Consider the following 14,900-nt stretch of genomic DNA (forward strand, 5'->3'; position numbering starts at 1 on the left):
CCGCATCGCACCCAGTTTCGTCTGACCGGCTGCAACACGTCCATCGCATCCCGCTCCACGTTCGTGACGATCGGCCGAAACGCCCCTCTTGCCGGAGCGGGATGGGCGAAACAAATCATGATATTCCGAAAAACGGAAGCAGAATATTTTTGCGCGGAGCGCTTGACTTTGCTTCTGATAAAACGAAGCGACGCGAAGTGATTTGCCCGACAGGCAACGGGATCGCGCGCGTCCATCGCCGCTTCGACGCGGAACCTGCTTCACGTTTTGTTGTGCCGGTAAACCTTCGCGCGCCGCATTCATTAGCCAACCCTGAACGCCCTCATCACGTCAGCGGGAAGGATCGCACATGCGCGCGCATCGGATTGTCTTCAGCCTGGGTCTGGCGGCCGGCAGTGTCCTCGTCACGCTCGCGCCGACATCTGCGGAAGACTATCGGGGAACCTGGGAGCAGCAGATGGCGTGCACGGGTGATGTGTGGCGGCTGTGCAGCGACCAGATTCCCGATGCGAACCGGATCACGGCCTGCCTGCGACGGAACACGCCCAATCTGTCGGACGGCTGCCGCGCCGTGTTCGAGTCCAACAACAGGATGTCGCCGCAGCAACAGGTGCCATCGCAGCGCGGCCACGTCGCGCAGCCGCATTCGCGTGTCGCGCCTGGTTCCAGCAATTACGATGACGGTCGATTATGATGACGATCAGGCCTCGGTCCTGATTTCGCACACATCGACCCATTCGGCCGACGTCAATGCCGCCATGCGCTCGGGCGCGATGCGCACGGCGCTGTGGGTCGAGCCGGCGGCCGGCACCACGATATCGAAGGCCTTCATCGAGACGTCGCAATAGACGGCGAGCGGCGTCTTCAGCCCGAACGGGCAGACGCCGCCGACCTCATGTCCCGTGATCTCGGCGACTTCATCGAAGCCCAGCATCTTCGGCTTGCCGCCGAACAGCGCCTTCACCTTCTTGTTGTCCATGCGCGCGGTGCCGCTGGTCACGATCAGCACCACGCGGTCACCGACGCGCAGCGACAGCGTCTTGGCGATCCGCGCCGGCTCGACGCCATAAGCCTCGGCCGCGAGCACGACGGTTGCCGAGCTCTGTTGCGATTCGATGACGGATATGTCGGGAGCTTTTTCGGCAAAGAAGGCGCGGACGGATTCAAGACTCATGGAAGGCAACGACTTTCGGCAATTCGGACAGCGATCGGATGCGATGGTCGATCTCGACGCCGAGTGCGTCCATCTGCGTGCGCAGCGCTTTAAACAGGGTCAGCGGCGGGAGCAAGTCGCTCTTGACGCAGAGAAGCGCCATCGCTTCCGGCGTCACCCGCTCGATCCAGGCGACGTTGAGGCCGAACGCCTTGGCGCCGCAGGCGTCCCACGGATTGGAGGAGACGAACAGGACTGAAGCGGGTGCGATTCCGAGCTCCTCCTCGATCAGCAGGTAGGCCTCCGGGCTCGGCTTGAAGATCTTTTTGGCATCGACACTGATGGTCGCTTCGAGCACACGGTCGAGGCCGCTGTTCTTCACCAGCGCATTGAGCATGTCAGGACTGCCGTTGGACAGGATCGCGAGCTTCCTGTCCTTCAGCGCGTCGAGCGCAGCCAGCGCGTCGGGATAGAGGTCGAGGTGCAGATATCTGTCGATGATGCGCGCGAAGGTGTCATCCTCGTATTGCAGACCAAGAATCCGCAAGGTGTAGGCGAGCGAATCGCGTGTAATCGTTGCAAAGTTTTCGTAGCGCCGCATCAGCGAGCGCAGCCAGCTATATTCGAGCTGCTTGATACGCCAGACCTGGGTGATGATCTCGCCATAGCCGGGAAACGCTTCCTCGGTGACGTCGGCCACCGACTGGGTGTCGTAGAGGGTTCCGTAGGCGTCGAAGACAACGGCTTGGATAGTCACCGCGCGCTCCTTGCTTGCTGAATTGGATGACTTGGACCGTCAGCGAGTTCAGTACACCTCTCCCCAGCGGGGAGAGGTCGGATTGCGAAGCAATCCGGGTGAGGGGGCCCGCTCAATCGAGAGACCTGAACCCCTCACCCGGATCGCATCTTGCGATGCGATCCGACCTCTCCCACAAGGGGAGAGGTGAACTTCCGATGCCGAACCGTTTCAATCCAAATCTAGATCCCCAAAATCTTCCGTGCGTTTGCCTTTAGCACCTTTGGGCGGATGTCGTCGCGGATATCGAGCTTGGAAAAGTCCGACAGCCAGCGGTCCGGCGTGATCACCGGCCAGTCCGAGCCGAACAGCATCTTGTCCTGGAGGATCGAGTTGATGTAGCGCACCAGAATCGGCGGGAAATACTTTGGCGACCAGCCCGAGAGGTCGATGTAGACGTTGGGCTTGTGGGTCGCGACCGACAGCGCCTCCTCCTGCCAGGGGAAGGAGGGGTGGGCGAGGATGATTTTCAGATCCGGAAAATCGGCGGCGACATCGTCCATGTACATCGGGTTGGAATATTTCAGCCGCATCCCCATGCCGCCGGGCATGCCGCTGCCGACGCCGGTCTGCCCGGTGTGGAAGAGCGCGATCGCGCCGGCGTCGTTGATCGCCTCATAGAGCGGATAGGCCATGCGATCGTTCGGATAAAACCCCTGCATGGTCGGATGGAATTTGAAGCCGCGGACGCCGTATTCCTCGATCAGCTTTTTCGCCTCGCGCACCCCGAGCTTGCCCTTGTGCGGGTCGATCGAGACGAACGGGATCAGGACGTCGAGATTTTCGGAGGCGACTTCCAGCATCTCGTAATTGTTGTAGCGGCGGAAGCCGGTCTCGCGCTCGGCATCGACCGGGAAGATCACCGCGGCGATGTTCTTCGCGCGATAGTACGCCGCCGTCTCCGGCACGGTCGGCGGATGCTTGTGCGGCGATTTGAAATAGTCCGCCATCTGCGCCTGGAAATCGTCATAGCCGTCGTCGCCATGCATGCCGCAGGGCTCCTCGGCATGGGTGTGGATGTCGATCGCAACGACCTTTTCGATGTCGGGCAGCTTCAGCTTGGGCATTTCGGTTCCCGGGGCGAGTTGTTGGCGTTCCCAAATTGATTATACGATATAACAAATTTGGGCACGCGAAATATCAAGCTGCTGGCCTGGGTTCCGGCCGAATTCGCCAGCCGGGTCAATCAGGCAGGGCCGAGGCCCAAACCCGCGCGGAAAGCCCTGTTTGCATTGACATTTGGGGCTTTGGTGATAGAAACCGCGCCGTCCCCGGACGGATTGCCGTCGGCGGGGCAAATCCCATTTTTGCAAGAATTCGGCCCTACGGCCTTCGACAAGCAAGCAAGGATTTTGACATGAAGGTCCGTAACTCGCTGAAATCGCTGCGTGGCCGTCACCGCGCCAACCGTCTGGTCCGCCGCAAGGGCCGGGTCTATGTGATCAACAAGGTGCAGCGCCGCTTCAAGGCGCGGCAGGGTTGATCTGGCGGCTTTTTTCAAGTCCGCGCGAAACTTTCGCCTTCACAGGTCTTTGACGCATTGCGCGCTTTGCGGCGCGATGTTCCGCGTCTAGACTTTTGACATGGCGTTGAGATTCCCGAGAAGCCTCCTGATCGCCGCGGCGCTGGCGATGGCCCCGTCGTTCGCCTTCGCGCAGGACGATCCGCACGCGCTCACGCCACGCAAGCCGCCGGAAGCACCGGCCAAGCTCCCGAAGGTTGATCGCGCCAAGGGGCTGGACTTCCTGTTCGGCGCGCTGAAGGCCGCGCCGGATGAAGCCAGCGCCAAGCACGTGGAAGCACGGATCTGGGCGATCTGGCTGCAGACCCCGAGCGACACCGTGGCGCTGTTGATGACGCGCGCCAAGGTCGCGATGGATGCGCACCAGATGGATGTCGCGATCAAGCTGCTCGATGCCATCATCAAGATTCGCCCCGACTACACCGAAGCCTGGAACAGGCGGGCGACGCTGTACTACCTGAAGAACGACTACATGGATTCGCTCGCCGACATCGAGCAGGTCTTGATCCGAGAGCCCCGGCATTTTGGCGCGCTCGCCGGGCTCGGCATGATCATGCAGGATCTCGGCGAGGATAAACGCGCGCTCGACGCCTTCCGCAAGGCGCTCGCCATCAACCCGCATCTGGACAAGGTGCCGGAGCTGGTCAAGCAGCTCAGCGAAAAGGTCGAAGGCCGCGACATCTGATCGCCTTGTTTGAGCATGATCCCTCGGGTCGAGCCCGAGGGCATGCTTTTCAGAAGACCGGTTTCCACCCCGCATCAAGTGCGGGGCAGGCCTTTTTCCGGATCATGCTGCAAATCGATAGATCGGCGTGCCCGGCAGTTAACCACGATCTCAACGCTTGATTTGTGCGGTGGAACGTTGCTCGTTAACGCGCGCTTAACCGACTATTGTTTGCGGTCAAGGAGCGAGAACGATGAAACGCTTGATGCTCGCGGGCAGCTTTTTGGCTTTCGCCACAACCGCCGGCTTTGCCGACGGCATGTTCTGGGTAACCGGCAATCACGCCACCGGCAAATGCGACATCGTCACCTCCAATCCGGTGGTGGCGGGCGATATTTATTTCGCGGATGGTCCCTACAAATCGCGCGACGACGCGAAGCTCGCCCGCTCGACGATTTCGGTTTGTCCCAAGGTCGATCCGAAGGACGAGGCCGCCGAGAAGAAGTGACGGCGGCCACGTGTTGCGGGCGCATCGTGTGATCGGAAAAAGGTCCCCACTTTTTCCGGATCAGGCGCCGCTAGTGCAGCACGTTGTTGCCGCGCTCGGTCAAGCCGTATTGCGCGGCCGCCGCATAGAGCTGCGCGATCTCAGCCTCGAGATGCTCATTGACCATCAGCAGCGCCTTCAGCGCCCCGCGCAGGTCGCCATTGCAGCTTGCCACGATCTTGTCGATGGCGTCTTCATTCGGTCCGAACGTCATCTCAACCTCCTCTTCCCCCGCGGGACTTAATCTGAGGTGCCCGATTCACGTTCCTGTGGATCACGTGGATGAATCGAGCTCGCTCAAGCCTCAAAGCGTTGCGCCCGCGCTCAAGAAAAAGTGCTGACCATGGTTATAAAATGGCCGACGACGCCCGTATGACAGGACTCCGCAATAATACGGGAAAACTCCACAATTAAGTCGCGAAACCGCTGCGCGGCGGCCTCGTCATTCTCCTGTGGCTGGAAAATGCCGAGGTGATGCTCGCTTCGCGTGCAGCCACCGTGTCACAAGGTCAGGGCCATGTCCAAAGGCTAACTCGAATCAACGTCTTGCCAGAGCACTTTGCTTGCGACAGCGGCTGAACTAGCTGTTTTCGCGAGTCTCGACGGTCATTCTCGATCAACGCTGTCGTTTGGGAAATCTCAATGATTCCAATCATCGTCGTGGCGGCGCTGGCGATATTCGCGCTATTCACACAAGCGAGCGTTTTTGCGCTTGGTCGCCGCTTTCCTCCACAGGGAAAACGCATCGCCGTCATGGGTGCGACGCTGAATGTGGTCGAACTCGGGCCGCGCGAGGCGGCTGGCCCTCCCGTCCTGCTGTTGCACGGCGCAAGCTGCAATCTCGAGGCGATGAAGAAACCGCTCGGCGAATTGCTCGCAGAGCGTCATCGCGTGATCCTGATCGACCGTCCCGGCCACGGCTGGAGCGTGCGCGAGCGCGAAAGAGATTCGACGCCGGATGTGCATGCGCGGATGATCGAGGAGGCGCTTCGGCAGCTCGATGCCGGTCCGGTCATCGTTGTCGCGCATTCGGCGGCCGGCGCGCTCGGCGCGCGCCTGGCGTTGGATTATCCGAAGCGCGTCGCGGGCCTCGTGATGCTCGCGCCGGTGACGCATCCCTGGTACGGCGGCGTCGGCTTCATCAACACCGCCGTGACGACGCCCATCGTGGGCCCCTTGCTCGCTTACACGATGACGCTGCCGCTTGGCCTCTTGCTGGCGGAGCGAAGTGCGCGCGGCGTCTTTCTGCCGCAGGCGATGCCGGAGAATTTTGTGAGTGACACCGCGGCGCTGCTGCTGCTCAGGCCACGCGAGTTTCTCGCCAACGCGCGCGATCTCGTGACGCTCAAGCAGGCGGTGGAAGAGCAGGCGCCGCGCTATGGCGAGATCAAGGCGCCGGTGACGATCATCTCCGGCGACGTCGACAAGACGGTTTCGACGGTCATTCATTCGCGCCTGTTTGCCGGCGCGGTGGGGAACGCGAAGCTGATCGTGCTGCCGAACATGGGCCACATGATCCAGAACGCCGTGCCCGCTCTCGTCGTCGCCGAGGTCGAGGCGATGGTGATGCGGATCGGGCCAAGAACCGCGGCGGCCGCGCGCTAGGTTGGCCGCTTGCGACTGTGCCCGGACGGACACAGTCGGCTTCAAACCGCGCCGTCCGCAGCCCAGAGCGCCCATCGGTCCAAATGGACCGCTGAGGGGTCCAAGTCACCTTCCGATCGGCGGGCCTATCGTTCGATCGGTCGCACGCCGGCTCTCGCGGGTCCGGGTATCGGCGTGCCTGAAAGGACACAGTCACGGCCAAACTGCGTTGTTCTGTCGCAGACGTCATTGCGGTTCCATAGTCGAGAACTAGTGTCTGAGGCATCTGGCGCCTAATGGCTGGGACATCAGGGCTGACCCGCGTTCTTGGGTTGGGGGTGTACGATGGGGTGGGTGGCGTACCGCCTTGAAGAGGCGGGCAGGGCGTTGATCCGGCATGGATCGCGGCGGAGATTCGCCGCCTCCATCCTCGTGTTGATGATGGCCGCTGGCGCCGCGCCGCATCCGGCCGCCGCTCAAAACTTCGTTGCGCAGGGGCCGGCCCCGGAGTTGGGGAACGTCAACTGGATCGCGAGCGCCGATGCGTCGCCGAATGGGACTGATGCCGGTGCGGTCCAATCGGTGCTGCTTGATTCCGTACTCGGCGCGGGCACGATGTTCGCCGGCTCGACCAATGGCGGCATCTGGAAGACCACCAATGGCGGAGTGACCTGGACAGCGCTCACCCAAAACCAGGCGTCGCTGTCGATCGCAAGCCTCAGCCTCGATCCGCTGGATCCCAGCGGCAGGACGATTGTCGCTGGCATCGGCGCAGTTGATAATGGCGAGTACAGCCAGTTCAATCTCTCCTCCGCTGGTCGCAGCGGTGCGCTGACCGGACTGCTCTACACCACCAATGGCGGCGCGAGCTGGAGCACGCTCGGCGGCCCGAACGGCCTATTCGCCGGCCAATCCGTGGTCAGCGCGATGGCGCGGGGCAATACGATCCTGGCTGCGACATTCGAGGTCCAGAACGCCGACGCGAGGACCGCGGACTACGGCCTGTTTCGCAGCATCGATGGCGGGCAAACCTTCACGAACATGGCAGGCGCCGCCGGCAGCGGATTGCCGGCCGGCGCCGTGAGTTCGCTGGTCGCCGACCCCAGCGATCCCTCCACCTTCTACGCCGCAGTCAAGATCGGCGCCAACAAGGCTGGGACCGCCGTCTACATCAGCCACGACAAGGGCGCGACCTGGGCGCCGATCTTCACGGCGGCCAACGCCCCCACCATGATCACCGCGGGCGGCGATGCAACGGCAATCACGCTTGCCGCGGGGCCGGGCGGGTCGGTCGCGGTCGCGATCAGCGACGTCGGGTCCCACAGATCGCTTCTCGGGGTATTCCTGGGGTCGAACCAGGGCGCAACCTGGAATCAGCTTACCGCGGCGCCCAATGTCGTATCCGGTCTTAACCAGACGCCGGCCAATCTGCATATCGCGATCGATCCGAACAACCAGAATAACATCTATCTCTCCGGCGACACCCCTCCGGGCAGCTTCACAGGGGTTCAGCTCTACCGTCTCCAATATACCGGCAACGACGCCGCGGCATGGACCAGCCTGACCTCACTAGGCACGGCTCCAAATTCCCAGGATGCCAGCACCGTCCATTCCGACTCGCGCTCGATGACCTTTGACCAGAACGGCAATTTGATCCTGTCGAGCGACGGCGGCATCTACAAGCTGACCAATCCGGGGGGGCCTGGAAGCTGGTCGGGCCTCAACGGCAATCTCGGCGTGTTCGAGGGCTATTCGATCGCCTACGACGCCAACAGCAAGCGCGTCGGCATTGCCTTGCAGGACAACGGCGTGGCCCTGCAGCACGCGCCGGGCAGCGCTCGGTTCGATACGATCAACGGCGGCGACGGCACCAATGTCGCCATCAACGATGTCACGCTGCGGAGCCAGGGACAGAGCGTAATCTATTCGACGGAGGAGAACCTCACATTTGCGTACCGCCTGATCGCCAACGCGCAGGGACAGCCGCTGGGTCCGGGCACGGATCCCATCAACAGCCCCGGCGGCGCCACGATCAACTGCAGCCTGGGGGCGAATCACAATCAGGACTGCGGCGTTCTCACCGGTGCCGCGCCCAATGGTGCATTCTCCGGCCAATTCGTGCTCAACAGGATAGATCCGACGCGGATCGTCATGACCGGCGTGACCGATGTCTTCACGACCCAGGACACCACGCTTTCCGGCAACGTCAACGTCAACGCGACCTCAGTCAATCTGGTGCTCACCGACCTCGGGAGCGTAGGGCCCAATGGGTTACCGAGCGTCGTCAGCTATGGCACGCAAGACAACACGCAGGCCCTGGCGGTCGGCGCCTATGTCAATCCGAGCACCACGATCAGTGGGTCGGTCTGGTTCGGCACCGGCGGAGCGCTGACGAAGCTCACCGCCTATTCCGGTGATACGCCGACCGGTATCGTGTTCGACAATCGCAACTCTTCGAACATCTACGTGGCCGACGCCAGCAACCTCTATTACACCACCAACGCCAATGCCGGCCCGACCGCGACCTTCACGACCATCAATCTCAGCGAGCACGTGCCGGGCTTCGTTCGCCCGACCTCGGTCGAATTCATCTCCAACAATGGCGTCAACGCGCTGCTGGTCGGCGGGCTGAACACGCCGCTCTCCTGCAACACCGCGACGCCGGACGGCTGCATCATCTTGCCGACGCAAAGCCCGATCACGGTCGCCGACGCCGACATTAACGGCGGCCTCTCCGGCTGGCGCGCGTTCGGACAGGGCCTGCCCAACGCCCTCGTCTACGCGATGGCCTACAACCAGGCGGTCGACGTGCTCGCTGTCTCCTCGATCGGCGCCGGCGCCTATGTGCTCTACGACGTCACGAGCTACTTCCCGCAGGCGACCGTGCTGCGGTTCGGGCTCGCCGACAACGACTCGGCGCCGGACGCCTCGTTCCTCACCAACGGCAACTACAGCTCGCGCCAGCTCATCAAATATGGCACGGGCACGCTGACGATCGCGGGCGATGCCACCTATACCGGCAGCACCACCATCAGTGCCGGCACGCTTGTGCTCGGCACCGGCGGCGCCAGCGGCAGCGTGAAGGGCAACATCACCTTCTCGGATCAGTCCACTATTGCGTCCGATCCGAACTGCAATCTCGCCTCGGAGTGCGATCCTTCGACCAACAAGTTCCTCGTCTTCAACCGCTCCGACACCTACACATTCGGCGGTGTCATCTCGGGTGCTGGCCAGGTGATCCAGGCGGGGCCCGGCACCACAGTGCTGAGCGGCGTCAACACCTACACGGGGCCCACCACGGTTGACGCCGGCACGCTCTCCGTCACCGGGTCGATCACGTCTGCGGTGTTCGTCAATGCCGGCGGCGTGCTCTCCGGCAGCGGCACGGTCGGAAGCGCGACGATCAATGCCGGTGGTCTGCTGGCGCCGGCCAATCCCGGTAGCCCGCTGACAGTGCAGGGTAATCTCGTGTTTGCAACCGCCGGCGCCTATCTCGTCGAGATCAACAACAACCTCGCCGACCGCGTCAATGTCACGGGCACCGCCACGCTGGCGGGCGACGTCTTCGCGTCGCTGCTCGGGACCTCGGTGTCGAAGCGGTACACCATCCTCAATGCCACCGGCGGCATCACCGGCACGTTCGCCGGCGTCAACAACCTGCCGACGACGCTGGCGGGCAACCTCGGCTATGACGCCAACAATGTCTTCCTCAATCTGTCGCTGAACTACAACGCGCTCGGCAGCCTCAACAGCAACCAGCAGAACGTCGCCAACGCGCTTTCGAATTTCTTCAACTCGAACGGCAGCATTCCCGTCAGCTTCGCGACGCTGACGCAAGCGGGGCTGTCGCAGGTCGCGGGCGAGAGCGCGACGGGCTCGGAGCAGACCACGTTCCAGGCAATGACCCAGTTCATCACGACGCTGCTCGATCCCTTCATCAGCGGACGCGAGACTACGCAGGGCACACCGGGCGCGAACGGCTATGCCGAGGAGGATACCGGCGCAAGCGCTTATGCCGCGAGCGGCAAGACGCTGTCGCAGAATGAGCGCGCCGCCTACGCGGCGGTGTTCACCAAGGCGCCGCTGCGCCAGTTCTATGATCCGCATTGGAGCATCTGGGCGTCGGCCTTCGGCGGCTCGCAGACCACCAGCGGCAATGCATTCGTCGGCTCGAACAGCGACACGTCGAGCATCTTTGGCATGGCAGCGGGCGCGGACTATCTGCTCTCGCCGCGCACGATCGCGGGCTTTGCGCTCGCCGGCGGCGGCACCAGCTTCAACGTCAGCAATGCCGGTAGCGGCCGAAGCGACCTGTTCCAGGCCGGCGGCTTTGTCAGGCACAATGCGGGCCCGGCCTATGTCTCCGCCGCGCTCGCCTATGGCTGGCAGGACGTCACCACCAATCGCCTGGTGATGGGCTCCAATCTGCGGGCCGAGTTCAACGCCAACGCGCTGTCGGGACGCCTCGAGGGCGGCTACCGCTTCGCCACCCGATGGTTCGGCATCACGCCCTATGCGGCGGGTCAGTTCACGAGCTTCTTCCTGCCAAGCTATGCGGAAGCCGCGACCTTCGGCAGCAACGCCTTCGCGCTCGGCTATGGGTCACAGACCGTCACCGACACGCGGACCGAGCTCGGCTTCCGCACCGACCGCTCCTTTGCGCTCTTGACTGGCCTGCTCACGCTGCGCAGCCGCTTCGCCTGGGCGCATGACTACAATCCGAACCGCGCCATCGCGGCGACCTTCCAGGCACTGCCGGGCTCGTCCTTCGTCGTCAACGGCGCTGCGCAGGCGAGCGAAAGCGCACTGACCACTCTCTCTGCCGAGATGAAATGGCGCAACGGCTGGTCGGCGTCGGCCACCTTCGAGGGCGAGTTCTCGCAAGTCACCGCGAGCTACGCCGGCAAGGGGGTGGTGCGGTACGTGTGGTGAGGGGAGGGGCGAGGTGGTGCCTCGGCCCAGTTCGTGATATATGAAGTGACATGGCAAAGCTGTTGGAACAAGCAATTGCACGAGTACGTGAGCTTCCTGAGGAAGATCAGGATGCGCTGGCTACCGCGCTTCTCACTCTTGCGGGCGACCCGACTGAGGTCGTGCACCTTGACGCCGACACGCGTGCAGCCGTTGAAGAGGGGCTCGCGCAGGCTCAGCGCGGTGACTTCGTCTCCGACGAGGACGTTGCACAGGCCGACGCGCGCCGCCGCTTATAAGACTCCGCTACACACGGCGGGCATCTCGATCGCGAAACCATCTACAACTACCTCGATGAACGGTAGCCCAAAGGGCGCGATCAATGTGCGGCGCGCCGTTGTTCGGGCTATCCGCAGTCTCGAAACGCATGCCGGATTGGGACAGCCGACGGATCTCGCAGGCGTGCGTGAGCTGGTGGTCCCGCGGTATCCCTACAAGATCTATTACCGGATCGAGGGTGAGGAGATCTGGCTCCTCCATATCCGCGATGCCCGCCGTCGGCCATGGCCGACGCCCTGAAAGCCCCAAAAACCAGCCCTTTCCGGCAGTTTGCGCTAAATATTTGTCAAATTCTTAATCGAAACTCCCTCATGCTCAGGCCTTTCCGGTTAACAGGAAACGGTCGGGCAGCATGGGCATTCAATCCGCCGGCGTGGCGCAACCTCACGACGACGCCAACCTCCGGCTCGTCCGGTTTTTCTTGATCTGCCTCGGCAGCCTGGTCTTCGTCTACGCGCTGCTTGCGCTGCGCCTGTTTCTTGACGGCAACAGCTTCGCGCTCTCCGATTGGGCCCTGATTGGGCTGCGCGTTGCGCTCGGCGCCGGCGCGCTGGTGGTCATGCTCTATCCAGCCTGGCTTTCGCGTCCGCTGGAGCAACGGGTCAGCGAGATGGGCTCGCTGTTCGAGACGGGCTTTGCTGCCGTCGCGCCAAAAGAGAAGATCCGCCTGATCGTGCTGGTGACGATGGTGAGCCTGTTGCTCGAGCTCGTCATGATCCGCTGGCTCGCCTCGGTCTTCCCGGTGTTCTCCTTCTTCAAGAATTTTACGCTGCTCGCCTGCTTCCTCGGCCTTGGCGCCGGCTACGCAGTCTCAGAGAAGCAGCCCTGCGCGCCGGCGCTGGTGCTGCCGATGCTCGCGTCCTTTGTCGGCGTCATCACGCTGCTGCGCTACGACGTCGGCGCCAATACCGACGTGTTCTCGGCGCTGCCGATGCAGGAGCAGACTTCGATCTCGATCTGGATGGATCGGCTGAACTGGTTCTCGCTGTTCCAGCACTCGGTGCCGCTCTATCTGTTGCTCGGCATGAGCTTTGTGCTCTGCGCCTGCATCTGCTATCCGGTCGGCCAGCTCTGCGGCAAGCTGCTTGGCGCGACCGATGCGCTGAAGGCCTATGGCCTCAATCTGATCGGCAGCATCCTCGGCGTGCTCGTGCTGTGCGTGATGAGCCTGTTCTGGCTCTCGCCTGTGATCTGGTTCGCCGCCATCGGCGGCGTGCTCCTCACCTTCGTGCTGGCGCGCGACGCCCAGCGCCTGCCGCTCGGGGTGGCGAGCTTCAGCCTCTTGATCACCGTGCTCGCCTGGCCGGTTCAGGTCGACATCCAGCGCATCTATTCGCCCTATCAGCTCCTGGAGAAGATGGCGAAATCCGACGGGTTGATGAACATCCTCTCGGGCGGCTCCTACTACCAGAAGGTCTTCAACCTCTCCGAGGCCAATCGCGGCCATGAGCCGGACGAGGACAAATACGTCCGCGCCTATTACGAGTTTCCCTTCAGCTTCAAGAAGCATCCCGAGCGGGTCGCGATCGTCGGCGCCGGAAGCGGCAACGACGTCGCGGCGGCGCTGCGCATGGGCGCCTCGCATGTCGATGCGATCGAGATCGATCCGGCGATCGTCTATCTCGGCCGGAGCTATCACCCCGAGCATCCCTATGACGATCCGCGCGTGAATGTCATCATCAACGACGCGCGCAACTTCTTCCGCACCGCGCATCAGAAATACGACCTGATCATCTATGGCGTGCTGGATTCGCACACGGCGCTGAGCCATGCCTCCAATTTGCGCGTCGATTCCTATGTCTACACCCGCGAGGGCATCACCGAGGCGTTCAAGCTGTTGAAGCCCGACGGCGTGATGTCGATCTCTTTCGCGCTGCCGAACGAGTCGCTCGGCTTCAAGCTGTCGCATATCCTCTCCGGCATCCCTGGCGCCGGCAAGCCGCTTGCGGTCCGCGTCGGTTACGACTCCAAGACCACGACGGCGTTTGTCACGCAAAAGGGGCATGACATCGTCATGCCTGACGCCAATGCTTTCGCCGCTTTCGGCTTCAAGGATGTGTCGGCATATTTCGCCCAGCCCTATCCGGAAGAGAGCATCCCGACCGACGACTGGCCGTTCTTCTACATGATCAAGCGCACCTATCCGGTGAGCTACATGCTCGCGCTCGGCATGGTGCTGTTGCTCTCGACCATGTTCGTGCGCAAGACCATCGGCTGGACCGGACCGGTCGAGCGGACCTATCTGCCGTTTTTCTTCCTAGGGAGCGGCTTCATGCTGGTTGAGACCAAGGCGATCACTGAGCTTGGGCTCCATCTCGGCGGCACCTGGTTCGTCATCGCCGCGACCATCGTTTTGGTGCTGGTGATGGCTTTTCTCGCGAACTGGATGGTGCGGAAGAAGCTCGTGCCGCGCACGAGCCTCGCTTACGCGGGGCTGCTTGCAAGTCTATTGCTGGGCTATTTCTCGGCGCGCAACCACGATCTGATCGCGTTCTCTTCGCCTTTGCTGAACCTGATTGTCGCCTGCGTGGTGCTCACGATCCCGCTGTTCTTCTCGGGCTTCGTGTTCTCGACCCTGATCGGCAAGAAGGACGTCAATATCTCGACCGCGCTCGCCTACAATCTGATGGGGGCGCTGTTCGGCGGGCTGATGGAATACAATTCCATGTATTTCGGCTTCGCCTTCCTCTATCTGCTCGCCATGGGCTTCTATGGGCTCGCCTGGCTGTTCTCGTTCGAGCCGGCCGTGTCGGCGCGGAGGGTCGCAGCGGCCGCGCGGGGGTCGTAGCGGCTGGCGAGCTGCATCAAAACAAAAGCCCCGGCCGCGCCGCCGGGGCTTTTTGTTTTCCCTGGCTACATCGGGTCGCCCGTCATCAACAAGATCGTGGGGAGGCCTTCGAACGCCTGGACCCGAGGGCCGATCCGGTCGAACTTCGTGCTGGCCGCGGCCTCTACTCTGCTCCGCAGGCTTTCGAAACACGCGAGAGCGGCGGGAAAGCGGATGATGTTGACGTGACCGGCTCCGGCAAGGGCTTCGAAGGTCACAACCACCCGCACCTGCTGAGGCGATGCGCCTCCGTCTGTGACCATTCCAAAGCCGACCCCCCGCAACCCGCTGTGCAAGAAAGGCTGGCATCCAGGATCACCGACCAGTGACATCTGCCGTTTCCTCCCGTGTGCCCTCTGCGTGGCCCGGAAGGAACGGGAAAACGGGCGGGCAGTTCCAATCTTCGGATTCCCGACGGAGAGGTTCGGAGGTCACCCGATTTCCGTTTGTGGACCCGCAACGGATATTCGTCTTGGTTGATCGGAAGAGAGGGACGGAATACGGTCATCTCTCAAGGTGATATCGCGGCGCAGCGGAGGAGTGCGGTCGAAGGAAGG

Annotated in this window: 15 protein-coding genes; 9 read left to right on the top strand and 6 right to left on the bottom strand. The window is 62.6% G+C overall.

Annotated features, from left to right (window positions below):
• A partial coding sequence (locus VKR55_RS13930) for a hypothetical protein (RefSeq protein WP_324404165.1) occupies window positions 1–236 on the bottom strand: 236 nt, incomplete at its 3' end.
• Between the two features lie 113 nt (window positions 237–349).
• On the opposite strand from VKR55_RS13930, the gene VKR55_RS13935 reads away from it, so the two are divergent.
• Window positions 350–694 carry a hypothetical protein gene (locus tag VKR55_RS13935; RefSeq protein WP_324404167.1) on the top strand — a complete coding sequence of 115 codons (345 nt, stop codon included), beginning with the start codon at window positions 350–352 and terminating at the stop codon, window positions 692–694.
• 6 nt (window positions 695–700) lie between these two features.
• On the opposite strand, the gene VKR55_RS13940 is transcribed toward VKR55_RS13935, so the two are convergent.
• The 3 genes from VKR55_RS13940 to VKR55_RS13950 all read right to left on the bottom strand — a co-directional run bounded on the left by VKR55_RS13940 (window position 701) and on the right by VKR55_RS13950 (window position 3,016).
• Window positions 701–1,174: a YbaK/EbsC family protein gene (locus VKR55_RS13940; protein WP_324404169.1), complete on the bottom strand. Its 474-nt coding sequence runs from the start codon at window positions 1,172–1,174 to the stop codon at window positions 701–703.
• A complete protein-coding gene (locus VKR55_RS13945) occupies window positions 1,164–1,910 on the bottom strand; it encodes a haloacid dehalogenase type II (RefSeq protein ID WP_324404171.1) in 747 nt (248 codons plus the stop codon). The genes VKR55_RS13940 and VKR55_RS13945 overlap by 11 nt, the downstream gene beginning before the upstream one ends.
• 221 nt (window positions 1,911–2,131) lie before the next feature.
• Entirely contained in the window at window positions 2,132–3,016 is an 885-nt protein-coding gene (locus tag VKR55_RS13950; protein WP_324404173.1) for an amidohydrolase family protein, read from the bottom strand.
• A gap of 290 nt (window positions 3,017–3,306) precedes the next feature.
• On the opposite strand from VKR55_RS13950, the gene ykgO reads away from it, so the two are divergent.
• From ykgO to VKR55_RS13965, 3 genes are all read left to right on the top strand, one after another.
• Entirely contained in the window at window positions 3,307–3,432 is a 126-nt protein-coding gene (ykgO, locus tag VKR55_RS13955) for a type B 50S ribosomal protein L36 (RefSeq protein ID WP_006611362.1), read from the top strand.
• Window positions 3,433–3,532: 100 nt separating this feature from the next.
• On the top strand, window positions 3,533–4,156 hold the full coding sequence (locus VKR55_RS13960; protein ID WP_324404307.1) for a tetratricopeptide repeat protein: 624 nt from the start codon (window positions 3,533–3,535) through the stop codon (window positions 4,154–4,156).
• Window positions 4,157–4,388: 232 nt separating this feature from the next.
• A complete protein-coding gene (locus VKR55_RS13965; protein WP_324404309.1) occupies window positions 4,389–4,643 on the top strand; it encodes a hypothetical protein in 255 nt (84 codons plus the stop codon).
• A gap of 70 nt (window positions 4,644–4,713) precedes the next feature.
• Here the strand turns inward: VKR55_RS13965 and VKR55_RS13970 are convergent, their stop codons facing one another.
• Window positions 4,714–4,896 (bottom strand): hypothetical protein, encoded by a 183-nt coding sequence (locus VKR55_RS13970; protein WP_324404311.1) that lies wholly within the window; start codon window positions 4,894–4,896, stop codon window positions 4,714–4,716.
• Window positions 4,897–5,324: 428 nt separating this feature from the next.
• On the opposite strand from VKR55_RS13970, the gene VKR55_RS13975 reads away from it, so the two are divergent.
• The 5 genes from VKR55_RS13975 (at window position 5,325) to VKR55_RS13995 (ending at window position 14,304) form a co-directional block, all read left to right on the top strand.
• Window positions 5,325–6,287 carry an alpha/beta fold hydrolase gene (locus tag VKR55_RS13975; RefSeq protein ID WP_324404314.1) on the top strand — a complete coding sequence of 321 codons (963 nt, stop codon included), beginning with the start codon at window positions 5,325–5,327 and terminating at the stop codon, window positions 6,285–6,287.
• A gap of 333 nt (window positions 6,288–6,620) precedes the next feature.
• A complete protein-coding gene (locus tag VKR55_RS13980; protein WP_324404316.1) occupies window positions 6,621–11,198 on the top strand; it encodes an autotransporter domain-containing protein in 4,578 nt (1,525 codons plus the stop codon).
• A 50-nt stretch (window positions 11,199–11,248) separates the two neighbouring features.
• Window positions 11,249–11,476, top strand: coding sequence for a hypothetical protein (locus tag VKR55_RS13985; protein ID WP_324404318.1), 228 nt, complete (start codon window positions 11,249–11,251; stop codon window positions 11,474–11,476).
• A gap of 55 nt (window positions 11,477–11,531) precedes the next feature.
• On the top strand, window positions 11,532–11,756 hold the full coding sequence (locus tag VKR55_RS13990) for a type II toxin-antitoxin system RelE/ParE family toxin (protein WP_324404320.1): 225 nt from the start codon (window positions 11,532–11,534) through the stop codon (window positions 11,754–11,756).
• 112 nt (window positions 11,757–11,868) lie between these two features.
• On the top strand, window positions 11,869–14,304 hold the full coding sequence (locus VKR55_RS13995; protein ID WP_324404322.1) for a spermine/spermidine synthase domain-containing protein: 2,436 nt from the start codon (window positions 11,869–11,871) through the stop codon (window positions 14,302–14,304).
• 65 nt (window positions 14,305–14,369) lie between these two features.
• On the opposite strand, the gene VKR55_RS14000 is transcribed toward VKR55_RS13995, so the two are convergent.
• The gene (locus VKR55_RS14000) at window positions 14,370–14,675 is read right to left on the bottom strand and encodes a hypothetical protein (protein WP_324404324.1); all 306 of its coding nucleotides are present in this window, start codon (window positions 14,673–14,675) and stop codon (window positions 14,370–14,372) included.
• Between the last annotated feature and the right edge of the window lie 225 nt (window positions 14,676–14,900).

Source organism: Bradyrhizobium sp. (genome assembly GCF_035309285.1).
Classification (GTDB): Bacteria; Pseudomonadota; Alphaproteobacteria; order Rhizobiales; family Xanthobacteraceae; genus Bradyrhizobium.

Bases quoted from the DNA above. Each gene is read 5' to 3' on its own strand.
- VKR55_RS13965 (WP_324404309.1), top strand. From the start codon at position 4,389: ATGAAACGCTTGATGCTCGCGGGCAGCTTTTTGGCTTTCGCCACAACC.
- VKR55_RS13935 (WP_324404167.1), top strand. From the start codon at position 350: ATGCGCGCGCATCGGATTGTCTTCAGCCTGGGTCTGGCGGCCGGCAGT.
- ykgO (WP_006611362.1), top strand. From the start codon at position 3,307: ATGAAGGTCCGTAACTCGCTGAAATCGCTGCGTGGCCGTCACCGCGCC.
- VKR55_RS13985 (WP_324404318.1), top strand. From the start codon at position 11,249: ATGGCAAAGCTGTTGGAACAAGCAATTGCACGAGTACGTGAGCTTCCT.
- VKR55_RS13960 (WP_324404307.1), top strand. From the start codon at position 3,533: ATGGCGTTGAGATTCCCGAGAAGCCTCCTGATCGCCGCGGCGCTGGCG.
- VKR55_RS13950 (WP_324404173.1), bottom strand. From the start codon at position 3,016: ATGCCCAAGCTGAAGCTGCCCGACATCGAAAAGGTCGTTGCGATCGAC.
- VKR55_RS13975 (WP_324404314.1), top strand. From the start codon at position 5,325: ATGATTCCAATCATCGTCGTGGCGGCGCTGGCGATATTCGCGCTATTC.
- VKR55_RS13990 (WP_324404320.1), top strand. From the start codon at position 11,532: ATGAACGGTAGCCCAAAGGGCGCGATCAATGTGCGGCGCGCCGTTGTT.
- VKR55_RS13995 (WP_324404322.1), top strand. From the start codon at position 11,869: ATGGGCATTCAATCCGCCGGCGTGGCGCAACCTCACGACGACGCCAAC.
- VKR55_RS13970 (WP_324404311.1), bottom strand. From the start codon at position 4,896: ATGACGTTCGGACCGAATGAAGACGCCATCGACAAGATCGTGGCAAGC.
- VKR55_RS14000 (WP_324404324.1), bottom strand. From the start codon at position 14,675: ATGTCACTGGTCGGTGATCCTGGATGCCAGCCTTTCTTGCACAGCGGG.
- VKR55_RS13940 (WP_324404169.1), bottom strand. From the start codon at position 1,174: ATGAGTCTTGAATCCGTCCGCGCCTTCTTTGCCGAAAAAGCTCCCGAC.